We start from the raw sequence: 24586 nt of genomic DNA on the forward strand, positions 1-24586 counted from the left end.
CAAAATAGTTAACAGTTAGAGTGATAAGTTAGGTAGTATGAGGTTAGTTATTATAAATCAGAAGATTATAAGACGCATAATCCGATTAAATTATATCGAAATAGAATCTAAAACTTGTACTATAATACGGCAACCTTCAATAATTTCTTCGTTTGAAATGGTTAAAGGAGGCGTAATTCTAATGGCTGAAGGTTCAAAAAGTAACCAAAATAATATAAGTCCTTCATCTTGACACCTCAAAATCACTTCATTCGTAAGTTCTGCGGAAGGCATTATTGCTGCCAACATTAATCCACGACCGCGAATTTCTAATATCAAAGGATGCTGTAAATGGTTACGAATTAATTGTTCTTTTTCTAAGGTTTCTGCGATTAGATTACTTTCAGTGATTTCTTTTACCGTTGCTAAGGCCGCTGCAGCGATAACCGGATGACCTCCAAAGGTGGTGATGTGACCCAGTTTAGGTTGGTCTTTCAGTTGATCCATGTATTGTGCCGAAGAAGTAAAAGCTCCTATGGGCATTCCGCCTCCGAGACCTTTGCCAGTCACTAAAATGTCTGGAACACAGTTGTAATGTTCAAATCCAAAAAGCTTTCCCGTACGCCCAAATCCGGGTTGAATTTCATCCAAAATCAACAACGCACCAACCTTATCACATTGTTCTCTTACTTTTTGGAGATAGCCTTCTTTAGGTTCAATAAAACCTGCGCCACCTTGAATGGTTTCTAATATAACAGCCGCAGTATTGGTGGTGATAGCTGCTAGTTCTTCATGAACATTAAAATTTATAAACTTCACATCTGGAATTAAAGGTCTGAAAGCACGTTTACGCTCTTCGTAACCCATAACACTCATCGCACCCATAGTATTACCATGGTAAGCATGATTGGCGGCGATAATTTCACTACGTCCTGTCACGCGTTTAGCTAATTTTAAGGCGCCTTCAATAGCTTCGGTGCCAGAGTTAGTAAGGTAGGTTTTGTTTAGGTTTTTGGGTAAGTGATCAGCTAGTAATTTAGCTAATTCTACTGCGGGTTCCTGGATGTATTCTCCGTAAACCATCACATGTAAATAGGTGTCTAATTGCGCTTTTATAGCCTTGATAACTTTAGGATGTTTATGACCTAAACTGCAAGCAGAAACACCAGCAACAAAATCTAAATAGGCTTTGTTATTTGTGTCATAAATGTAGGAGCCTTCGGCATGTGAGATAGACATAGCCAAAGGATGCGGCGAGGTTTGTGCTTGATATTTAAAGAAATCTTCGGTCATCCATTTCCTGTTTTTTTGACCAAAGGTTTTGTTTGCTTTTCGGGCTTTTTTTCTTTTAAGTATTCAACTTTTTTAGGCAGACTTCTTCCTGCTTTATTAATAGCGTCTTTATCCTTTTTGCCTGCGTCTTCAACACGTTGTAGTAAAGCTTCGTCGATAAATTCTTCATCTTCCACATAGGCGTCTAAGCCTTTTATCTTTGGAAGCATTAAAGGCGGATCATCGACAAATAAATCCTCAACACTTTTGGGTTGTTCATCGCCACGCCAATCAAATCCGCGAAAGCGACGTGCATTTTTTGGAAATTGTGATTCTGGAAAAATTTCTCCATCGACCTGATTTAATAAAGTTACGATTTTATACGGACCATCAAATTGTAGGTTGATACTTCCTGATTTTGATTTGTTAATTCCGATGAGTGAATCTTTATCGTCTCTGGAGTAGAAGATGATTTCGGCGTTTTTAATGATATCGACATTATACAATTCATTATCTTTAAATAGCCCAATTAATTTTTGACCTTTTATTTGATTGTAGCCTTCGGCACTTAATGTGTCTCTACTTATTAGAAAAGCGTTATCGAAAACTTTTAGTGAATCGAGTTCTTCTTTTTCAACGTTAGAAATTAAATGAATAGAGTCACCTGTCATTTGATTGCCCAAATTCCAGATGACGGGTCTGCGACTTACCGAATAAGCGTCTCCAGTAGCAAAGCGTTTTAGGTTAATAAGCTGAGTTAATCCAGATTTATGATCGGCATGAATAGAATCGGCTTTACCGCTCATATCACTTTTATACATTTTAGCATTATAATAAGCTCTGGTAATACGGTGTTCGGGTTTGCCTGTAACCATCAAGGTATCAGCATGAATGTAAAGTGAGTCGTTTTCTTGAACCGTAATGGCTAAAGCTCTTTTGGTAATAAATACCGAATCTTTAGCTCGAAAAACTTCAGCATAATGACCTTTAACGATACTTTTATTAATCGTATCGGTGACTTTTATATTATTTGTGGCTGACGCAAAACTTTGAGTTCGGTCAAAATAAAGACTATCGCCTTCAACAATGCGGTTGTCGTAATTAATTTTTGAATTCTTAATAAAATAACCTGTATCGTTGTTGGTATCGTAAAATCCGCGTTCACAATAAATTTTGCTGGTTTCTCCTGTAATAGTCGATGGTCCATACATATAGGCATGTCCGGTTTCAGAATAAAAATCGAGTTGATTGGTTTCTAAGGTGTATTCAGGATTAACCAAGACCACGTCTTTAAGAAAACGGTATTTGCTGTCTTCCATGTAGTAGCGACCAATCTGACTTGTGATGGTCCCCGAAGAATCTCTAACCACTTTTCCTTTACTTTTATAATACGCTTGTTGTTTGATTCTGTTAAACCAAAGTGTATCTGTGGTTAAGGTTGATTTTGGTTCGGTTAAAACAACATCTCCAGCCGCAAAAGCAAGTTGTGTAATGCCACTATATTCTGCATATTTTGCAGACATATTAATGGTATCGCCTTGTTTCATTTTTACATTATTGAAGGCTTCAATAAAATCTTCTTCTTGATAGTACAAGGCTTTATCGCACCACATTTCGACACCTTCGTGAACAATATGAATCTGACCTTGATCACTACGGACAAAAGTGGTTACATTATCACCTTTAAGGGAATCTTTCACTGTAAAACCTGAGTATTCTATATAGATACGTTTGGGTTGTTGTGAATAGGAGAGTAGTGTTGAAAAACAACAGGCAATAATGAGAAAATATCTAAAACGTAGATTCAAGGTTATATGTTTTGTTTCAAAAATAACTATTATCTCTTCGGAATAGTATGCCTTAACAGATTTTTAATAATCGCAAACGACAGTCGTGTGAATTGATGAAAAGGAAAACTATAATTCCTTTCAACATGATTATTCTATTTATTTGAACAAACCAATTATGCTTTTCTGTCAATAGTCTGTGTTCTATCTGGACCTACAGATACTATAGTGATAGGAATTTCTAATTCCTTTTCAAGAAAATCGATATAATCGTTTAGTTCTGAAGGAAATTCAGAAGCATGACGCATTTTAGTTAAATCTTCTTTCCAGCCTTTAAATTCTGTATAAATAGGAGTGACGTTTTCACTTTCAATATTAAACGGTAAATGTGTAATAGTTTCCCCTTTGTATTTATAAGCTGTACATACTTTTAAGGTTTTAAATCCTGAAAGCACATCACCTTTCATCATACTTAATTGTGTTACACCATTAACCTGACAAGCATATTTGAGTGCCACTAAATCTAACCAGCCACAACGTCTTGGGCGACCAGTTACAGCACCAAATTCGTGACCTATTCGCGCCATATCTGCACCTATATCATCAAATAACTCTGTTGGAAAAGGACCAGAACCCACACGTGTGGTATAGGCTTTGAATATTCCGAATACTTCACCTATTTTATTTGGCGCAACACCTAAACCAGTACAAGCTCCAGATGCAGTCGTATTTGAAGAAGTTACAAATGGATACGTTCCAAAATCGATATCTAGTAAAGAGCCTTGAGCACCTTCGGCAAGAATAGGTTTACCGTTTTTTAACGCGGTGTTTAAATACTCTTCACTGTCGATAAATTGCAATTCTTTTAAGCGTTCTACAGCTGCAAAGAATTCGTCTTCCATTTCTTTTAAATCGTATTGAATGTCAACATTGTAAAAACCAATCATGGCTTCGTGTTTGTTGGCTAAAGCTCTGTATTTTTCTTTCCAGTTGTCGAGTTCTAAATCTCCAATTCTGATACCATTACGTCCGGTTTTGTCCATGTATGTCGGGCCAATACCTTTAAGTGTAGAGCCAATTTTGGCTTTACCTTTTGCGGTTTCAGAAGCTGCATCTAGTAAACGATGCGTTGGAAGAATGACATGCGCCTTTCTAGAAATAATTAATTTTGATTTATAGTCTAAATTGAACTGGTCTAAACCATCTAATTCTTGTACAAAAACAACAGGATCGATAACAACACCGTTGCCAATGACATTTATAGAGTCGTCGTGAAAAATCCCAGAAGGAATGGTTCGCAATACGTGTTTAATACCATCAAATTCTAAGGTATGACCAGCATTTGGGCCACCTTGAAAACGTGCAATAATATTGTATTTGGAAGTGAGTACATCAACAATTTTTCCTTTGCCTTCGTCGCCCCATTGTAATCCTAGTAGTAAATCTACTGCCATTGTGTAAAATTAATTAGTTGGTTTATTTTTTGTTCCGTAGAAATAAAGTGAATGATTTGATATGGAAATATCAAAAACTTCTTCGATTGTTTTTTTTATAGATTGAATTCGTGGATCACAAAACTCGATAACTTCACCAGTATCTGTCATAATCACGTGATCGTGTTGTTTGTCGAAATACGATTTTTCATAATGGGCCTGGTTTTGACCAAATTGGTGTTTACGTACCAGAGCACATTCCATTAAAATTTCAATCGTATTGTAAAGTGTAGCACGACTTACACGATAGTTTTTATTTTTCATTTTGATATATAAGGATTCAATATCAAAGTGTTCTTCACTATCATAAATCTCCTGAAGTATAGCATAGCGTTCAGGGGTTTTTCGGTGACCTTTTTCTTCAAGAAATTTTGTAAAAACGTTTTTTACAATTTCCTGATTTGTCTGTTCGGTTTTATTACTCATAATCAAGCCACAAATTTACATAATTTATTTTGTATTAAACCCTAGTCACCTTATCTATTCCATTAATTTTTTTGAGATTATCTATGAGCTTTTTTAACATCGTATTGTTGGGTACTATCACATTAATTTTACCACTAAAGACGCCATCATCGGTTTCAAAACTAATACTTTTCATATTCACATGCATGTTTGATGAAATCACCTGAGTAATGTTATTGACCAATCCTAGGTTATCAATACCCGACAGTTTAATTTGAGTCGCAAACTCTTGTTGAGTCGAGTCAATCCATTTGGCTTGCATGATGCGGTAGGCATAATTGGATTGCATACTGAGGGCATTCGGACAATTTTTTTTATGAACCTTGATACCATCATTAATTGTTAAAAATCCAAAAACAGGATCACCAGGAATTGGGTTACAGCAGGAGGAAAGCTTATAATCTAGCTTTTCTTCTTCTTTCCCGAAGACCAGCTGATCATATTTTGAAGTAATTTCATCTTTATCAATATCTGGCGGAACGGTTGGTTTACGAATTTTACTTTTAATATAGCTCATAAACACATTACTTCGAGAGGAAGCGTATTCTTTGAGCATAGTATTGTCAATGGTTCCAATGCCAACACGATAGAAAAGATCCAGACTGGTTTTCAATTTAAAATGGTTAACCATTTCATTGATTGATTTTTCATCTAGTGAAATTTTAAGCTGCTTCAATTTACGTCTGAGGATTTCTTTTCCTTCTTCAGCAAGATCTTTTTTCTCGGCTTTAAGTGATGATTTTATTTTACTTCGCGCTCTGGCTGTGGTAGCATAATCTAACCAGTTGCGATTAGGTTTTATGGTTTCGGAAGTGAGAATTTCTACTTGATCACCGCTTTGTAACTCATGACTTAAAGGCACAAGTTTACCATTGACTTTGGCACCTTTGGTTTTCATGCCTACTTCGGTATGTACACTAAAGGCAAAATCTAAAGGTGTTGCACCTTTAGGTAAAGATTTTAAATCCCCTTTTGGAGAGAATACAAAAATTTCTTTAGAGTAGAGGTTGAGTTTAAACTGTTCAACAAAATCTACAGCATTAGTTTCGTTACTTTCAAGTGCCTCCTGAAGTTTGTCAATCCACGTATCTAAAGCATCTTCACTATTCCCTTGTTTGTATTTATAATGTGCTGCATAGCCTTTTTCGGCAATTTCATTCATACGCTCACTACGGATTTGTACTTCAACAAACCGACTTTTCGGGCCCATAACTGTGATGTGTAAGGCTTCATAACCAGTTGACTTTGGCGATGAAATCCAGTCGCGTAATCGGGTTGGGTTGGGAACAAAGTGATCGGTTACAATGGAATATATTTTCCAGGCTAGGAATTTCTCATTTTTTAAATCCGATTTATAAATGATACGTACGGCAAACTTGTCGTAAACTTCTTCAAATTCAACACCTTGATTGACAATTTTTCTTCGGATGGAATAGATGGATTTTGGACGTCCTTTGATTTCGTAGTTTAAGCCTTCGGCATCAAGAGAATCTACAATCACCTTTGAAAACTCTTTGATATACTGATCTTGTTTTTCTTTGGTTTCTTGCATTTTTTCCAGAATGTCGTTGTACACATCTGGTTCGGTGTATTTGAGTCCGAGATCCTCAAGCTCTGTTTTAATATTATAGAGTCCAATTCTATGGGCTAAAGGCGCATAGATGTATAAGGTTTCCGAAGCGATTTTTTCCTGTTTATCGCGACGCATAGAATCCATGGTTTGCATGTTGTGAAGACGATCGGCAATTTTGATAATAATAACACGAACATCATCATTAAGCGTTAGCAGCATTTTTCGGAAATTCTCAGCTTGTGTAGAAACATCGGTATCTTTACTAAGCGATGATATTTTTGTAAGCCCATCTACAATGCGCGCAACGGTTTCACCAAAAAGGCGTTCGATATCATCTTTGGTGTAATTGGGATTATCTTCTACAACATCATGAAGCAAGGCTGCAGCAATACAAGTTGCATCTAAACCAATCTCGCTGGCTACAATTTTGGCTACAGCAATGGGATGGAAAATATAGGCTTCTCCAGATTTTCTACGTTGATCTTTATGTGCGTCAAGCGCAACTTCAAAAGCCTCACGAATGAGTTTTTTATCTTCTTTGGTAAGTGTTTGATAACTTACTTTGAGGAGCTCTTTGTAGGCTTTGGCAATCTCTGCATTTTCTTTTTCTATCGCTTCTTCAGTCATAGAACTAAAGTATGAATAAGAAATGTAATGTGCAACGGCTTTTTTGGGTTTGTTTACGTATTATTTAATTAAATTCGTTTCAATCGATGTATCCCATTTTAATTGTACTTTTCGATTTCGACTGTGATTGGTTTCATTATCATAAGCATCTTGCATACTGTCGCGAATTGTTACCCAATAATCTATAATGGCATGAATGTCTTTTCGTTTCATATCGTTTTTGAGTGCTAAGCTATTGGAGTCAGTTGTGTTTTGAAATTTATAGACAGCAGTTGTTTTTATTTTTTCTGCTTAGGCCTTTTAAATTTTGAATTTTTAAAGGCTGATAACATTTCAGTTTTAAAGGCTTCGTTATTATAATTGATATTCACTCCAAAATCAAATCCGTTAATCCATCGTGAGTACATCATTTGATTTAGAATGATGTTTCCTTTTGTATCATAAACTGTAAAGGTATAAACCTTAAAATCTAAGCCATCAATAGTTTCTGTTGTAATGTCTGAAGATGTAACGGCAATACCTTGTTGGTAAAAAGCATCTTCGAGTAGTTCTTTTAGTGCTATGTTATTTTCTTCCCATTCGCCTTCATATTGAATTTCAAAAGGTTCTGAAGTCGATTGAAACATATTAAACAGGTTCTTTTTAAAGCTTAACAAGTTTCTAATTTGACTCGCATCGATACTGTCTTCCAACATGGGTTCTAAAATAGCTTCGCCCTTTTTCTGAAAAGCATCCGTTTCTTCCATCGTAACAATATCCCAGCCTTTTGGGATTTCCATTTCCCATCCAATCTCATGGCTTGTATAGGTGTTGCTTTCAATTTTGCCTTCATCAATTTGATGATTAGGATCAATTTTTTTACAGGCAAAAACTGATAAAATTGTTAGCGTAATGAGTAGTTTGTGTTTAAGAGTCATACGATGTTTTTGCTTTTAAGTTTTTTACACGTTCCAATAAGGTAGGATGCGAATAATGCGCGAATACATAAGAGGAGTGAGGTGTTAGATTACTCAAACTATTTTTAGATAACTTTTTAAGAGACTTTATTAATGGTTCGGCTTTGTAAGTGTGTTTTGCATAATCATCGGCTTGGTATTCAAACTTTCGGGAGAAGTAATTCATCACCAAACTTGTGAGTTCAGAAATCGGTGAATATAGGAGTCCGAAAGCAATCAGTCCCACATGAAAACTAGGTTGTTCGACGCCTAAGGCGTTTGATAGTAGCGGATTGGAAATAAAAATCGATAAAATATAAAAGGTTAAACCAGTGAGCAGTATAGAGGCAATGAGGTTGAAAATTATGTGTTTCTTTTTGTAATGACCAACTTCGTGTGCGAGCACAGCCACAATTTCTTCTTCGTCCAAGTCTTTGACCAAGGTGTCAAATAAAGTTACTCGTTTTTCACTGCCAAATCCTGAAAAATAAGCATTTGCTTTTGTGCTGCGTTTGGAGCCGTCGATGATAAAAATTTTATCCAGATTAAATCCCACTGAATTGGCATATTCTGAAATTTTATCCCGTAAACTACCCGCTTCTAAAGGCGTTTGTTTATTAAATAATGGCACGATGAGTTTAGCGTAAAACATATTCATAAAAATCGTAAACAGTGTTACAATTCCCCAAGCATAAAGCCAGAACAGGTCTTGGGTTTGCTGGTAAAACCAAATAATGAGAGCTAAGATGCCACCACCAATTACAGCCATCATTAGTAGCCCTTTAATCTTGTCTAAGATGAAAGTTTTTTTTGTCGTGTTATTGAACCCAAATTGAGCTTCAATGACAAAGGTTTTGTAGTAGCTAAACGGTGTAGAAATAAGATCACTGCCAAGCATAATAATTCCGAAGAAAATCAAAGCAATAACAATCGAGTTCGAACTGTATTGTCTTGCAATAGTGTCTACAAATTCAAAGCCGTCAAACCATAAAAAACCAAGCGTCAACAAGATTGAAAAAAGCGAACTCCAGATACCAAATTTATAGTTTGTCTGTTTATAAGCCTGAGATTTTTTGTATTCCGCTTCGTCGTATACATCTTCTAATTCGCTAGGAATAGGGTCGTTATAATGTTTGGCATTGAGGTGATCTAAAATTTTATCAATTAAAAAACTGATAATAATGATGCTTATAATGATATAAAAGAGCGTCGTTGCTGTCATAAAATTAATTAAATTGTCGTTGTCGTTTGGCTTCAAAAACCAGAATACCTGCAGCCACCGAAACATTCATGCTGTCAATTTCGCCTTGCATAGGAATAATAATATTTTGAGTTGAATGTTCAAGCCAGTCATCACTTAAACCCGTTGCTTCTGTCCCAACGACTATAGCTGTTGGCTGTGTATAATCCTGAGTGTGATACCCAACCGAAGCTTGTAAAGCGGCACAGTAAATAGAAATGTGGTGTTGCTTTAAAAAGGCGATAATATCTTGGGTAGTACCAATGGCAATCTGATTTGTAAATACGCAACCTACACTTGACCTAATGATATTAGGATTGTATAAATCACTTTTGGGGTTGGCAATGATGACTGCATCTACGTTGGCAGCATCGGCAGTACGAAGTAAAGCACCAATATTTCCAGGCTTTTCTGGCGCTTCTGCGATGAGAATTAAAGGGTTTTTCTTCGGAAATGTTAATCGGTTCAATTCATGTGGTTTGGTTTCAGCGATAGCAATAATACCTTCAGTAGTATGACGGTGTGCTAATTTCTGAAAGACCTCTTTTGAGATGGTAATGCGTTCAATTTCCGAAGTAATGATTTGAGAAAGAGTTGTTTCTGAAATCAATTCAGGATAATATAAAATGGTATGAATCTGGTAATTGGCTTTTGTGGCGAGCATCAATTCGCGTTGCCCTTCAATGATGAAACGTTTTGCTTTTTTACGTTCTCGGGATTTTTCTTTTAAAACAAGAATCTGTTTTACTAATTGATTTTGTGTACTTGTAATCGCCTTGTGATGCATTAGCTGAATTATTCGATATCATTGAGTGGTTACAAATTTACAGTAAAACACCTTTTGAACAAGATATAAATTGTATTTTGAAAACCAATAGTAGGAATTTTTAAACGTTGCATGTTATATAAGCGTATCCATTTCTTATGATCTTACCTACTAGTATACACTAACTAAACCAATCATTCTATGAAAAAATTTTTACTCTTATCATGTTTGACTTTTTCTCTGTTTTGTTCTTCACAAACGGTTATAAATATGCAAAATGGCAATTTTGCAGCATGTGAAGCCACTTTTGCAGATTCTGGTCAAAATTCAGCTTATGGAAATAACGAAAATTTTACAATGACTATATGTCCTGAAATCGAAGGAAGTTTTATCAGGTTGAATTTTAATGGATTTTTAACCGAGTTTGGCGAAGATGTATTAACCATCTATAATGGAGATTCTACTGATGCTCCAATTCATGGTGTGTATTCCGGAGGAAACAGTCCTGTTTTAGTGAATGCTTATAATCCATCAGGTTGTTTGACCTTTAACTTTGTTAGTAATGGCGATGAGACATTTATTGGATGGAATGCCGATATCACTTGTGTGCCAACGTTTATAATGAATCAACCTACCGATTATGAACTGTGTGGTTTTAATAATGAAACTGTAGCTAATTTTGATTTAGAATCTAAAACTCCTGAAATCTTAGGCAACCTTAACCCAAACGACTATACCGTTACTTATTTTCTTGATAATACTTCGGCTGAATCAAATGAAAACCCTTTAGCTAGTCCGTTTGTAAATTTTACAAATCCTCAAACGATTTATGCAAGAGTCACAGAAAACGCTACGGGAAATTATAATATAGCCTTTTTCTCATTGATTGTAAATGGCGTAGATGTCGAAGGAGTACAAATTGAAACATTTAGTTGTGGCGATGGCAATGAAGCAGGGATTTCTACTTTCGATTTAACTCAATTTGATGAAGAATTAGCTAATGGAAATCCAAATTTATCGGTATTTTATTTTCTGAATTATGAAGACGCCATAAATAATACGAATGTAATTACAAATCCGGAAGCCTACACAAATACAGTTCCCTATGAAGAAACAATTATTCCTAGAATTGTAGATAATACAACAGGTTGTTTTTTTGTTAGTGGTAATACAGCCTTACATCTTTATGTAGACGAAATTGCAGAATTAAATCCGCCTACACCTCTAGAGGTTTGTGATGATGATAGCGATGGCATTGCGTCATTTAACTTAGATAGTAAAACCGATGAAATTCTTGGTGGAAATCAAAATCCGTCACTCATAGTTACTTACCACGAAACACTCGTTGATGCTGAAAACGGAATTAATCCAATAGCGAGCCCTTATACTAATATTGTACAGTCTTTTCAAACGGTTTTTGTGAGAGTGGAGTCTAATTTTGGAAATTGTATTCAAACCACGACATTAGATTTAATTGTTACTACTGATTGTTTAGCGGTGTTACCTGCAACCATTACGTTTTGTACTGATGATCCTAATTTTGTAGGCGTTTTTGATTTAACATCACAAAATACACAAATAGTCAATGGTCAAGATGTTTCAGGATATGACTTTACTTATTACCTATCGGAAACAAATGCTATCAGCCAAAATAATCCAATTGCGAATCCAACAGCTTACCAAAGTAATATCGATACACTTGTTATTTATGTAAGGGTAGTAGATTTAGCTACAGATAATTCGGCGATTACAACCTTGACTATTGATGGTAACTTAAATCCTTTAATTGCATATAATGGACCGACTACGATTTGTGACGGACAAGAAGTAGTTTTAACACCCTTTGTGTCTGGAGGAAGTGGGCAATATAACTATTTATGGTCTACAGGTTCAACAGAACCAGATCTTATTGTTTTTAATGGTGGCACCTATACTGTTGATGTTATTGATGCCTTCACCAATTGTACATCGTCACTCACCATAGAAGTTACTGAAGGATCGATTCAAACAATTACAGATCCTGAAAATATATCCAGTTGTGAAGCAATTTCAGAGTTTGATCTTACCATTGTAATTCCTGAAATTGAAGTGCAATTAAATGGTCAAGCAGCTAATATTACCTTTTATAATTTACTAAATGATGCCTATAATGATGTCAATCAGATTACAAACCCTACGGCTTATCAGATTAATGGGTTTATAGAAACCATTTACGTGCGTGTTGAAAACCAAGATAATGGTTGCTTTACGGTTGTAGATTTTAGTATCTCTTCAGAAAATTGCCCTATAGAAGTTTCCTGTGGTGAAACTCCTGTAAATACATCGTTTTGTTATGTTAACAATGAGGCTACTCAATACACTTATGAAAGTTCAGACAGTTCACCTTTACAGGTCACCTTTAATGCAGGGCAGGTAGAAGTAGGTTATGATGCGTTATTGGTATTAGATTCAGATGGCACTAATTTGAATCCCGTAGAGACTCAATATGGCAACAATGGAGATCTCACCGGACTTAGCTTTACGTCTTCAGGAAACAGTATCACAATTTTAGTAACATCAGATGATAGTATCTCTTGTAATAACCAAAACTATACACCAATAGATTTTGATGTCATCTGTTTAGATACTGATGCAGTACCAAGCTGCAATGCAGTACTCGAGTCGCCAACTAATAGCGAAATTGATGTTGTAGAACATACCGATTTGGTTTGGGCAGCAGCTTCTGGTATTGTAAATGGTTATAAAGTATCTGTCGGAATTACATCTGGAGGCACAGAAATTTTAGACCACTTAGATGTAGGAAATGTGCTTACTCACGATCTGGGAATCTTAGATTATCAAGTCACTTATTTTGTGACCATTACACCTTATAATGATAATGGTGATGCCGAAGACTGTATAGAAGAAAGCTTTACTATTAGAGCTAATCCTAATCAAGTTGTAGATTGTGGTGATGGTCCTATCAACACAATGTATTGTTATGCTAATGATGATACAAGCGAATTTAATTTTGAGAGTAGTAACGGACAAGCATTAACTCTCGTCTTTAATTCGGGAACTACTGAGGTTAATTATGATGAGGTTAGCATACTCGATTCTGACGGAACCGTATTAAACCCAACGCTGCCTTACGGTAATGATGGTGATTTTAGTGGATTAACTTTTACGTCTACAGGAAATAGGATTTCTGTTGTATTAAATTCTGACGAATCTTTAAGTTGTGATGTAGGAAGTAATTGTTGTACCGAACCCTTTGATTTTGATGTCTATTGTGCTACTTCTATAGGGACCTTAGATGTTAATGCCTTTGTCGACACGAATGCGAATTCTATTTTTGATGCTAACGAGATTAACTTTTCTAATGGCTATTTTACCTATGAAGTTAATGGTGATGGTATTGTAAATACAGTGAATTCTTCAACGGGAAACTTTCAGATTATTACTTCTGAAACAGATACTTATGAGATTAGCTTTAACCTCTATGAAGAATCTGCTGGCTGTTATGATGTTACCTCAAGTACATTCAGCAACATCAATGTATCTAATGGAAGTACACTCACAGTAGATTTCCCTGTAGTTGAGCAACAAAACTGTGAAGATTTAGCCGTGTATTTAATTAATGGTTGGATTCCTCCAAGACCTGGTTTTACGCATGAAAACACACTTGTTCTTGAAAATTTAGGGTTTTCAACGATTGCATCAGGTACCGTCGAATTCACTCATGATCCACTTTTGGTTTTCGAAAACGTAACCAACGTTAATCCTAATTATACCATAACAATCACAGCCACCGGATTTACAGTAGATTTTGTTAATATGCAGCCTGGAGCTGTTGAAACACTCTACATTTCATTAAGTTGTCCTGTCGCTGTCGAACTCGGAGACATTGTTACAAACACAGCAAGCTATACAACAGATGGTAACGATTTAGTTCCGGTAAATAATGATACTACCTTATCCGAAATTGTTGTTGGCTCATGGGATCCTAATGATAAAATGGAAGCACACGGACCACGAATTGTCTATGATGATTTTGTGGTATCTGATGAATATTTGTACTATACGATTCGTTTCCAAAACTTAGGAACGTTTCCTGCTACTTATGTGCGTATTGAAGATATGCTCAACGAACAATTAGATGAAACAACTTTCCAGATGTTGCGTGCTAGCCACGATTATGTAGTCACGAGAACCGATTCGAGTTTAGAATGGTTTTTTGACAATATTAATTTACCTGCCGAACAGGATGATGCTGAGGGTAGCCATGGATTTGTCTATTTTAAAATTAAGCCTAAAGCAGGTTATGCAATAGATGATATTATTCCAAATACGGCTGCGATTTTCTTTGATTTTAATACACCTGTTATTACCAATAGATTTGACAGCCAATTTGTAGCCGAAAGTTTATCGGTTTCCGATTTAGATTTAAATACTTTTGAATTATTTCCAAATCCGACAAATGCTCTGGTGACTATCAGACTCCATGCTAATAGTTACGGAAAGCTAAGTGTTCACCTCACAGACATTCAAGGCAAACAAATATTAGAAACCCAAATTTCTAACGCAAATCAGATGACTATGGATGTATCAGATTTACAAAGCGGATTATACTTTGTGACATTGAGCACCAAAGGTCAAACTGTAGTTAAAAAACTGATTATAGAATAGGTCCAAATCGAAATATTTAGTTGAAGAACCTCAGTGTATGCTGAGGTTTTTTTTATTCTGAAAAGATTGCTAGACTTAGGGATTTTCGAATTCAATCCTAAATAATAAATTTCTTACATTTGTTAGAAACCAACCATTATGAAACATAAACTACTCGTCCTTTTCTTTTTCGGATTATTACTTATGCAAGCACAAACACCTGTAGATTGTGCTTCTGGGTTTATTAGCGACACCTATTGCTATGGCGATGACGAATCAACAGAATTCATTTATACAAGTACAGATGGTTCGCCATTACAGCTTACCTTTAATACTGGAGAAATAGAAGGCGAGCCTTATGACTATTTAATTGTAAGAGACACTGATGGTACTCAACTGTACAATGGTGAAGGAAATAATGGTGTGTTAAACGGACTGGTTTTTGAATCAACAGGTGATACGATTTCTTTTCAAATTATTTCAGATGGCTCAATTAGTTGTACCTCAGGTGATTTTCCAGATGAGATCGGGTTTACAGTAGCGTGTTTAACTTCATGCGCTAGTCCGCAAGCCAATTTCACAGTCATAAACGATTGTGATAATGGCGACCAGTTTTTAATCGATGTTGAGGTTAATAGCCTTGGCGATGCAAGTTCGGTGACTTTGTCAAATAATATTGATGCGACAACTGTAGCAATTTCATCAATTGGAACATATCAAATAGGACCATTTCCTTTTGCCGTCGAAGTGGTTGCTACACTTCAAAGTGATCAAGACGGAAATTGCTTTGCTCTTAGCGACTCTATCGAAGTAGTAACCTGTCCGCCAGATAATAATGCTCCATGTTATGCTACAGATATTACAGGCTTCCAAGAAGGCTGTGATTTATTTACGTCTGCGACGATGTATGGCTCTACAAATTCTAATGTGGTTTTACCCGATTGTATAAATCAAGTCTATGGCGATGTATGGTATCAATTTACTGCATTTAACGAGTCCTTATATGTCTCTCTTCTAAATTATGGGGATGGGATTTACCGATTTAACCAAACCATATATGAAGGGACTTGTGATAATCTAACCGAAATAGCATGTGAAACAAATCCGCAGGTATACTTATCAAATTTGACGATTGGAAACACCTATTTTATAAGAGTTTATTACACTGTTAATTGGTCTGAAACGTCAACCTTTGATATTTGTATTGATAGTGCGCCATCAAATACGGTTTGTGATGCTGCTGTTCCTTTTTGTTCAGGTGATGGTGTACTCACGACTCAAAATGTAGTAGGTGTAGATGGAATGAACGGTGTAGCATGTTTGGATTCTGCACCAAACCCTAGCTGGAGTATTATTAAAATTGATGAACCAGGACTGATTGAAGTCGAAATAGCTCAAGGCAATGATAGTTTTGATATGGATGTCGATTTCGTATTATGGGGACCTTTCGAATCGGCAGAAGAAGGCTGTTCGCTTTTTGATATAGGTTGTCCAACTCCAGGAGATTGCCCCAATAACACTATAGATCAAGGGTTTTATCCTTCAGGAAATATCATTGATTGTAGCTACTCTCCAAATTCAATAGAAAATTTCACCATAGCCAATGCTCAAGAAGGTGAAATCTATTTACTTCTAGTCACAAACTTTTCGGGTTTTGAAGGCAACATTACGATAACACAAACCAATCTTGGAGATAATGATGCCGGCAGTATCTCATCAAACTATGAGGTAGATTTAGGAGAAGATTTGATTGTTTGTGATACCGAAAATTCGGTGCTTTTAGAAGCTGTTGTTGATTATGCCGATACTTATGATTGGTATAGAGACGGATTTATTATAGCTTCAGGTGGAGAGCGTACGTTTGTAGCAACACAATCTGGCGTGTACAGTGTGATTACCTATAATGAAAATTGCGACTCTGTGTCCATAGATGATGTTTTAGTTTCTTTTGTAACGTGTGAGAATTTGGGGCTTATTGAAGTTTCAGCGTTTTACGATGTTAACGAAAACGGGATTAAAGATGCTAATGAAATTAACTTTACAAATGGATATTTTACTTACGAACTTAATGATGACACTGTGCTAAATTCAGTAAGTTCATCGACTGGAAACTTTACAATTATTTCAGATGAGGATACCAATACCTACGACATCAATTACTATTTGTATTCAGAATATGACGACTGCTACACAATTACGTCCAGTATGTTTGAAGATGTTTCAGTATTAATTGGTGAAACGATGACAGTAGAATTTCCTATTGTAAATCAGCAGCAATGTGAAGATATTGGCGTGCTTTTAATTAATTCAGAATCACCAAGACCTGGATTTGTACATACCAATTATTTAGTCATTAGCAATTTAGGGCAAACGTCAACTTCTGGAACTGTAGACTTCGTTTTAGACCCGAATTTGACAATAGAGTCTGTGAATACCAATCCTAATTACACTATTAATGTATCGGCAACTGGCTTTACTTTAGATTTTACCAACTTACCAATAGGTGAAAGTTATACGGCTACCATTGCCTTATTAACGCCAGCTAATGTTGAATTGGGAGAATTAGTAACCAATACTGCAACCTATACAACCACAGTTAATGATGCTGTAAATGATAATAATTCATCGTCAATTACTGAAGAAGTTATAGGCTCCTATGACCCTAACGATAAAATGGAATCCCACGGAAGATCTATAGATTATAACAGTTTTATAAGTTCTGATGAATTCTTGTATTACACCATCAGATTTCAAAATATAGGAACTGCTGAAGCTATTAATATAAGAATAGAAGACCTTATTGATACACAACTCGATGAGACCACATTTCAAATGCTGCGTTCGAGTCACGATTATATAGTTACCAGAACCGAAAATAACTTAGAGTGGTATTTTGAGGGTATTAATTTACCTGCAGAACAGAATGATGCCGAAGGTAGTCAAGGATTTGTATACTTTAAGATAAAACCGAAGGCAGGCTACGCCATTGGAGATGTCATTACAAATACTGCATCTATCTTTTTTGATTTTAATGCAGCAATAGTCACTAATACATTTGAAAGTGAGTTTGTTGAAGAAAACCTTTCGGTTTCTGAATCTAGTGTTCGTTTATTTGATATGTTTCCAAATCCTGCAAATGATAAAGTGACGATTCAGCTGAATGCTTCCAATTTTGAAACGGCTATTATTCATGTGACCGACATACAAGGAAAGCGTATTATAGAAACGCAAAGCTCTGAAGCAAATTTAATCGATCTTGATGTATCAGATTTACAAAACGGACTGTACTTTGTGCGTGTAAAATCGGAAGGAAAAACTGCTGTCAAAAAACTGATAATAGAATAGGCAATTTTATGAAATAACATAGAGTTTCAGAATTTTGTAAGCTATATATCTATTAGTCGTCTAAGCCAAATATGCATTAAAAACTGTGACATGAAAACTAAAATTTTAACCTTATTAACCTTAATTATTTTATCATCTTGTAAAGATGAAAAAACGACTCAAACTGTAGATTCAATCGACTATTCAGTAGAAGATTTGGATGTCACAACGAGTCTTTACCCAGACCATATATCCAACGTTTTTGAAGCTCATGGTGGTTTAGACGCATGGCAAAAAATGAAGACATTAAAGTTTACGATGACCAAAGAATCTGGGAAAGAAATTACCACAACAGATTTGCACAATCGCTATTCAGTTATCGAAATGCCAAAGCATACATTAGGCTTTGATGGCGAGAATGTATGGTTAAGAAGCGACGCAGGCGAGACATACGAAGGTAAACCTAGATTCTATTATAACTTGATGTTCTATTTTTATGCTATGCCTTTTGTATTAGCAGATGATGGTATTATTTATGAAGATATCGAACCTTTGGTATTTGAAGGGAAATCATATCCAGGAATTAAAATCTCTTACGAAAGTGGTGTGGGAGAATCACCAGATGATGAATATCTTTTGTACTATGATTCTGATAAAAATCAAATGGCTTGGTTAGGTTATACGGTTACTTATTTCAGTAAGGAAAAAAGTAAAACATATAGCTTTATTAACTATTCAAACTGGCAGAACGTCAACGGATTAATACTTCCTAGGCAATTAACCTGGTATCATACTAAAAATAACAAACCGACAACAATACGTAATGAGGTAGAATTCACCGATATAGTCTTAACAGAGAGTAGGAAAGAAGCTTCAGCATACGCGAAACCTGAAAATGCAGAATATATCAAATAGGAGTTTCCATTAGATAAAAAAAGACCTGTTATAAATTTAACAGGTCTTTTTTTATGGCATTAAAATGTATTTTAATCGGGTGAGCTTAATTTTTCAGAATACCGTCGCCATAATTCGGTTTGATGTGTTTCTAAACTCAGTTCACGACCATCAATAAATGCATGTGTAATGATGTTGGTCCGCATATCAAGCGCATCACCTTCACTAATAAATAAAGTAGCGCTTTTACCAACTTCTAATGAGCCGTAATCGTTATCAATACCCAAAATCTTAGCAGGATTTAATGTGATGAGCTGTAAGGCTTGCTCTTTTGTTAATCCGTGAGCTACTGTCGTTCCTGCATAAAATGGAAGGTTACGTGAATTCATTCGCTCCATTTGTCCGCTGGTTTCCAAAGCCACAATAATCCCTTTATCGGTTAGGAGTTTTGCTAATTTAAAAGGCATATCATAATCGTCATCGGTTTGATTCGGTCTGGAATGTATACGCTGTAACAGTACAGCAATATTATTCTTCTTTAGTAAATCGGTAACTTTATGTGCTTCATAACCACCAACCACAACGGTTGATTTGACACCGTGTTCGTTTACAAAATTAACAGCATCTGTAATTCCTTTTTCATCGTCTACATTAATATATAAGGTTTTAGAGCCATCAAACAAGCCATTTGTTGCTTCATAAGGTAAATGTTTCGAAGATTTATCACCAGCCATATAGGTTTTTGTAGCCTTGAAAAAATCGGCTATTTCAGAAACTTGCTCATCGTAATTTTTATTGATTTTCATACCAGGATCTTCACCTAACCACCAACGACCTCTTGAAAAACTATTAGGCCAGTTCATGTGTATACCATCATCTTCTTTAATGGCGGCATCTTCCCAGTTCCAAGCATCAAATTGAACAACAGATGAGGTTCCTGAAATACGACCACCACGAGGTGTAATTTGACCTAGTAGAACACCATTAGGTCGCATGGATTCTACAATTTTAGACTCGGCGTTATAGGCGATTAAACTTCTAATATGTGGATTCCAACTTCCTAATTCGGAATCGTCATCTGTGGCTCTAACAGAACCAATTTCAACTAACCCTAAGGTAGAATTTGGGACAATAAATCCCGGATAAACATGCTTTCCTTTGGCATCTATAACGGTCATTTTTGAAATATCTACTTTTACAGTAGTACCATCAAGAACTTGAGTTAGCACACCATCTTGAAAAATAATCAAACTATTGGTAATGACCTTCCCATTACCAATGTGTGCAGTCGCTCCAGTAATAGCAATAGCTTTACTTTGCTTAGCAGCAGGCGTTTGTTGCGCAAATCCTATTGAAAAACAAAGAAGTGCGACAAGAATTAATTTTATATTTAATAGTTTCATAATTGCTGGTTTAGTGTTGTACATGGTCTAAATAATCACAGTGCATTTGATCTTTCTCCTTTGTCTTGATAGGCTGTGTTTTTAGACCTTTATTTTTAGCTTGCATCATCTCATTAATCAATTCGCTTTTTTCTTTTTTGATTTGAGCACGAAGCAATTCATCACGTTTGATATCAAAATAGGTCACACCTTCAATAACTGTTTTTTCAGCTTTAGCATAAACTGATAAGGGATGGTCAGACCATAATACCAAATCGGCATCTTTACCAACTTTAATACTTCCAACACGATCATCAATATGTAAGAGTTTTGCCGGATTTAAGGTGACAAATTTCCAAGCGTCTTCTTCGCTAATGCCACCATATTTAACTGATTTTGCAGCTTCTTGATTTAAACGACGCGACATTTCACCATCATCACTGTTAATAGCGACAACAACACCTGCATTGTGCATAATTGCAGCATTATATGGAATGGCATCATTAACTTCATATTTGTAGGCCCACCAGTCACTAAAAGTGGAACCACCAACACCATGAGCTTTCATTTTATCAGCAACTTTATAACCTTCTAAAATATGGGTGAATGTATTGATATTGAAATCAAATTTTTCGGCCACTTTCATAAGCATATTGATTTCACTTTGCACATAGGAGTGACACGAAATAAAACGTTCCTTATTTAAAATTTCAGCGAGTACTTCCAGTTCAATGTCTTTACGGTAAGGTTTGCCACTTTTCTTTAAAGCATCATAAGCCTTGGCACGTGTAAAATAATCGATATACAATTGTTCAACTCCCATTCTGGTTTGTGGAAATCTTGCAAAGCTATTCCAGTTTGATTGTTTAACATTTTCACCTAAGGCAAATTTGATAAACTTTGGTGCATTGTCTAAAATTAAGTTGTCAGCAGATTCTCCCCATTTAAGTTTGATAATTGCCGAACGCCCTCCAATTGGATTAGCCGAACCATGTAAGATTTGAATTGTAGTAACACCACCAGCCAGGTTTCTGTAAATATCAATGTCTTCGTCATCTATCACGTCTTCAATAGAGACTTCGGCCGAAGAGTTTTGGCCACCTTCATTAATGGAGGCTGCAGCAATATGAGAATGTTCGTCAATAACACCAGAGGTTAGGTGCTTTCCGGTAGCATCAATAATTGTAGCGTTTCCGTCGGATAAGTTTTGACCTATTTTGGCTATTTTTCCGTTTTTCACCAGGACATCTGTGTTTTCCAGAATACCATCAGCTTCGTTTGTCCACACCGTAGCATTTTTAAATAATAATGTTTCCGCTTGTGGAAGTTCGGCAAAACCGTATGCCATATTAGGATAAGTAACAGGAACCGTTTCCTTTGGAGGCTTAGCTTCTGTGGCTTTCTTATCTTCGGAAGTGGTTTCGGTTTTCTCTAGTTTTTTCGCATAAAAGGTCATTTCATTTCCGTCAGGAAAGATGGCTTTTCCGTTAAGTGCATCGGCAGTTGTAACATGAGCTACTAATCTGATAAAAGCTTGCTTTGTCGAATCTTCCGTCGTCATTGAAATGTTAACCCAATCATCTGAATAATCTATTTTGGAACCGCGTTTCTTTCCGTTGCTGGTAATTTCAGATTTCAGCTTACTTAATTTACCACTTAAAGTCATTTTATAAGGATCACCTGCAAGTTTAAATTCATAATCCCCTTTGATATCTTTAACACTCATATCATCCAGAACTGTTTTTTGTCCTTGAACCCAGTTTTCATATAAGGTGGTTTTGCTATCAAAAATATCTCCAGATGTAATTAAAAAATTAGCATACGCGCCTTTTTGAAGTGAACCTATTTCTGAAGATTTACCAAGAATTTGTGCAGGAATGGTTGTCAATGCTTCGAGTGCTTTCTCTTTGGAGAGACCGTAATCAATAGCTTTTATGACATTAGATAAAAAGGCTTTAGGTGATTTTAAATCATGAGTTGTAAATGCAAATCTTACGCCATTTTCAGCTAATATTTTAGGATTAGAAGGCTCTTGATTCCAGGCTTTCATATCGCTTAATGCTAACGAACGGCTTAAAAATGCATTTTCGACATCATAAGCATCTTTAAAGTTCACAGGAATAATATATGTGGCATTGGTCGCTTTTATAGTGTTAATGCGCTCATATTCGTCGCCTCCGCCAAGAATAACATATTGAATGCCAAAAGCATCTCCAACTTTATCGGCTCTTAAGGCATTAGCTCTGCTGCCAGCTGCAAAAATTTGAACTAAGCCTTTATTATTGTTTAAGGCTTCTAATGATAAGTCTTTAGTGTCACTATTACCAGCTGCATACCATTTGGCATCATTATACATTTGGCGTAAAAGCGCCATACTTCCCATAATAGAACCAGGATATGATTGTCGGGATGTGGCACTCTTGCTAAAAGATAAATATTGAGCAGAATGAGCGTCTAAAATACGTTTGGCATTACCGCCATCGGTACTTAAAGCCACTAAGGCTCCGCTTCCTCTAATGATACCGTCTTCAATATGTGTATTGACAACACCAAATCCGGCGTTTATTAAGTCTTTAGCAGCTTTAGCATCATAGTTAAACTGATCAATAGCCTTGTTACTTGGCATAACATGATCATTCCAATAATACCCAGTGCGGCTTGGACCATATTGCGGACCGTTTCCACCTCTTGAGCGTTCAGGTTTTTTTACTCCAAAATTTGAGAACGCATCAATAAATGAAGGATAAATACTTTTTCCTTTTAAATCAATGATGCTTGAATTCTTCGGAAGGCTGACTTGTTTGCCTGAAGCGACAACTTTGCCATCTTTAATCAGTAAAATACCATTCTCAATAACTTGCGTTGGCGTTACATAGATTTTAGCATTTATAAAGGCCTGATAATTTGTGTTTGTGGTTTTGACACCATCGTTTTTGGGGAAATAGTCTTGTGCAAATAATGCAAAACTGCAAAAGCAGAGAGCAATTGCATACTTGATTTTATTCATATAAAGTGGTTGATGATTAATTCCTTCTAAAGATAAAAATTAACAATTTAAGAATGTTAAAAATTTCAACTTTTAACAATTAATCCATTGGATTTGCTTTGTAGTAATTAACTAACAGGGCGACTACATAGCTGTAACTCTCCATACCTCCAGCTTGATTGTTTGTTTTTAAAAAACGATCGTAAGTGTTTTTAAATACAGGCTCTAAGGGATTCTCATAATGGTCCCAAAAATCTCGAACCTCTTGATAATTATAAATCACACCTTTATTTATTTGTAGAAAAAGGTCTTCGTATATAGCCTCATCACGTCTGTAAATTTCGCCAAGACAATGCCGTAAAGCAAAGGCATAACCGGAATAGTTAAAATAGATATCTGGATGATGCATCGCAGCCATACTACCAATAAAATTTGCTTCATTTTCTGCGGCATAACCTAATTGATGTGCCACTTCATGGCTTCCAGTTGTTGGAAATTTATAAGCAGGAATCAAACCATCTACTTGAGCTTCATGGGTAAACGGATTTAAATATCCAGAGAATCCCATATAGGTAAGCGGCACACTATATAAAGAACGTTTAATACTTCTGGGTTGATATTCTAGATAGGAAAACTCTTTCGCTAAATTATCATAACCATCAGGAATCATGTGCAAGATCTCATTTTTAGAATACGGCATAATAACCTTAAACGAATCGGTTTTAGCCAGTTGTAATTGTAAACTGTTGGTTTTAGAAATCAGTTGTTCAGTAAGACTTACTAATTCTTCAGTTGTATAATCCCGATCAATATTTAGGGTTTCATGAAGCGGTAAACGGTAATAATTAAACGCCCAGAGTAAATGAAACGCAAAATACCCAATGGAGACAGCAGCTAAAACATCTAAAACCCAATGTTTGGTGTCTTTAATGAGTCGTTTTCTATTCACTATAAACCAACGAATAATATACAAGCCAAGTAAAGTATATAAAATATCTCCGAAAGAGACAGGCAGCCAGCCAAAGGCATAACGCATCAGTTTTGAAATCCATATATATATCCCTTGACTATAGACGGTTTCTACAAATTGCGGATAATTTGCAAGAATTTTCAATAGAATAATCTGCGGAATGATAGATAAGGCAATGACGAGCTTTTTGTGTTTCAGCATGACTCAAAAATACTAAAAAGAATGTACCTTTGCTAAACTAAAAAA

15 protein-coding genes are annotated in these 24586 nt (G+C 35.8%); 3 read left to right on the top strand and 12 right to left on the bottom strand.

The window, feature by feature from the left end; genetic code table 11:
• Nucleotides 1-90 precede the first annotated feature (90 nt).
• The 9 genes from N4270_RS08010 to N4270_RS08050 all read right to left on the bottom strand — a co-directional run bounded on the left by N4270_RS08010 (nt 91) and on the right by N4270_RS08050 (nt 10158).
• A complete protein-coding gene (locus N4270_RS08010; protein ID WP_260096504.1) occupies nt 91-1272 on the bottom strand; it encodes an aspartate aminotransferase family protein in 1182 nt (393 codons plus the stop codon).
• Nucleotides 1269-3059, bottom strand: coding sequence for an OstA-like protein (locus N4270_RS08015; RefSeq protein WP_260096505.1), 1791 nt, complete (start codon nt 3057-3059; stop codon nt 1269-1271). The genes N4270_RS08010 and N4270_RS08015 overlap by 4 nt, the downstream gene beginning before the upstream one ends.
• Nucleotides 3060-3214: 155 nt before the next feature.
• Nucleotides 3215-4492, bottom strand: coding sequence for an adenylosuccinate synthase (locus N4270_RS08020; protein ID WP_260096506.1), 1278 nt, complete (start codon nt 4490-4492; stop codon nt 3215-3217).
• 9 nt (nt 4493-4501) lie between these two features.
• A complete protein-coding gene (locus tag N4270_RS08025) occupies nt 4502-4957 on the bottom strand; it encodes a Fur family transcriptional regulator (RefSeq protein WP_260096507.1) in 456 nt (151 codons plus the stop codon).
• 34 nt (nt 4958-4991) lie between these two features.
• On the bottom strand, nt 4992-7196 hold the full coding sequence (locus tag N4270_RS08030; RefSeq protein ID WP_260096508.1) for a bifunctional (p)ppGpp synthetase/guanosine-3',5'-bis(diphosphate) 3'-pyrophosphohydrolase: 2205 nt from the start codon (nt 7194-7196) through the stop codon (nt 4992-4994).
• A 60-nt stretch (nt 7197-7256) separates the two neighbouring features.
• On the bottom strand, nt 7257-7409 hold the full coding sequence (locus tag N4270_RS08035) for a hypothetical protein (protein ID WP_260096509.1): 153 nt from the start codon (nt 7407-7409) through the stop codon (nt 7257-7259).
• A gap of 65 nt (nt 7410-7474) precedes the next feature.
• Nucleotides 7475-8113, bottom strand: a complete 639-nt coding sequence (locus N4270_RS08040; RefSeq protein ID WP_260096510.1) for a hypothetical protein — start codon at nt 8111-8113, stop codon at nt 7475-7477.
• Nucleotides 8103-9353: a M48 family metallopeptidase gene (locus N4270_RS08045; protein ID WP_260096511.1), complete on the bottom strand. Its 1251-nt coding sequence runs from the start codon at nt 9351-9353 to the stop codon at nt 8103-8105. The genes N4270_RS08040 and N4270_RS08045 overlap by 11 nt, the downstream gene beginning before the upstream one ends.
• 4 nt (nt 9354-9357) lie before the next feature.
• Nucleotides 9358-10158, bottom strand: a complete 801-nt coding sequence (locus tag N4270_RS08050; protein ID WP_260096512.1) for an RNA methyltransferase — start codon at nt 10156-10158, stop codon at nt 9358-9360.
• Nucleotides 10159-10338: 180 nt separating this feature from the next.
• Here N4270_RS08050 and N4270_RS08055 point away from each other — a divergent pair, with 180 nt between their 5' ends.
• The 3 genes from N4270_RS08055 to N4270_RS08065 all read left to right on the top strand — a co-directional run bounded on the left by N4270_RS08055 (nt 10339) and on the right by N4270_RS08065 (nt 19023).
• Entirely contained in the window at nt 10339-14805 is a 4467-nt protein-coding gene (locus N4270_RS08055; protein ID WP_260096513.1) for a T9SS type A sorting domain-containing protein, read from the top strand.
• 138 nt (nt 14806-14943) lie between these two features.
• On the top strand, nt 14944-18129 hold the full coding sequence (locus N4270_RS08060) for a T9SS type A sorting domain-containing protein (protein ID WP_260096514.1): 3186 nt from the start codon (nt 14944-14946) through the stop codon (nt 18127-18129).
• Nucleotides 18130-18219: 90 nt separating this feature from the next.
• Complete coding sequence (locus N4270_RS08065) at nt 18220-19023, top strand: DUF6503 family protein (RefSeq protein ID WP_260096515.1); 804 nt, start codon at nt 18220-18222, stop codon at nt 19021-19023.
• 71 nt (nt 19024-19094) lie between these two features.
• Here N4270_RS08065 and N4270_RS08070 read toward each other — a convergent pair whose 3' ends face one another.
• The 3 genes from N4270_RS08070 to N4270_RS08080 form a co-directional block, all read right to left on the bottom strand.
• Entirely contained in the window at nt 19095-20405 is a 1311-nt protein-coding gene (locus tag N4270_RS08070) for an amidohydrolase family protein (protein ID WP_260096516.1), read from the bottom strand.
• A 10-nt stretch (nt 20406-20415) separates the two neighbouring features.
• Nucleotides 20416-23391 carry an amidohydrolase family protein gene (locus tag N4270_RS08075; protein WP_260096517.1) on the bottom strand — a complete coding sequence of 992 codons (2976 nt, stop codon included), beginning with the start codon at nt 23389-23391 and terminating at the stop codon, nt 20416-20418.
• A gap of 79 nt (nt 23392-23470) precedes the next feature.
• Nucleotides 23471-24541: a DUF3810 domain-containing protein gene (locus N4270_RS08080; protein WP_260096518.1), complete on the bottom strand. Its 1071-nt coding sequence runs from the start codon at nt 24539-24541 to the stop codon at nt 23471-23473.
• Nucleotides 24542-24586 lie beyond the last annotated feature (45 nt).

The sequence above is a fragment of the Psychroserpens sp. SPM9 genome (assembly GCF_025153525.1).
GTDB lineage: Bacteria > Bacteroidota > Bacteroidia > Flavobacteriales > Flavobacteriaceae > Psychroserpens.

Coding starts and splice junctions, on each gene's coding strand:
- N4270_RS08010 (WP_260096504.1), bottom strand. CDS start 1,272: ATGACCGAAGATTTCTTTAAATATCAAGCACAAACCTCGCCGCATCCT.
- N4270_RS08020 (WP_260096506.1), bottom strand. CDS start 4,492: ATGGCAGTAGATTTACTACTAGGATTACAATGGGGCGACGAAGGCAAA.
- N4270_RS08025 (WP_260096507.1), bottom strand. CDS start 4,957: ATGAGTAATAAAACCGAACAGACAAATCAGGAAATTGTAAAAAACGTT.
- N4270_RS08030 (WP_260096508.1), bottom strand. CDS start 7,196: ATGACTGAAGAAGCGATAGAAAAAGAAAATGCAGAGATTGCCAAAGCC.
- N4270_RS08035 (WP_260096509.1), bottom strand. CDS start 7,409: ATGAAACGAAAAGACATTCATGCCATTATAGATTATTGGGTAACAATT.
- N4270_RS08040 (WP_260096510.1), bottom strand. CDS start 8,113: ATGACTCTTAAACACAAACTACTCATTACGCTAACAATTTTATCAGTT.
- N4270_RS08045 (WP_260096511.1), bottom strand. CDS start 9,353: ATGACAGCAACGACGCTCTTTTATATCATTATAAGCATCATTATTATC.
- N4270_RS08050 (WP_260096512.1), bottom strand. CDS start 10,158: ATGCATCACAAGGCGATTACAAGTACACAAAATCAATTAGTAAAACAG.
- N4270_RS08055 (WP_260096513.1), top strand. CDS start 10,339: ATGAAAAAATTTTTACTCTTATCATGTTTGACTTTTTCTCTGTTTTGT.
- N4270_RS08060 (WP_260096514.1), top strand. CDS start 14,944: ATGAAACATAAACTACTCGTCCTTTTCTTTTTCGGATTATTACTTATG.
- N4270_RS08065 (WP_260096515.1), top strand. CDS start 18,220: ATGAAAACTAAAATTTTAACCTTATTAACCTTAATTATTTTATCATCT.
- N4270_RS08070 (WP_260096516.1), bottom strand. CDS start 20,405: ATGAAACTATTAAATATAAAATTAATTCTTGTCGCACTTCTTTGTTTT.
- N4270_RS08075 (WP_260096517.1), bottom strand. CDS start 23,391: ATGAATAAAATCAAGTATGCAATTGCTCTCTGCTTTTGCAGTTTTGCA.
- N4270_RS08080 (WP_260096518.1), bottom strand. CDS start 24,541: ATGCTGAAACACAAAAAGCTCGTCATTGCCTTATCTATCATTCCGCAG.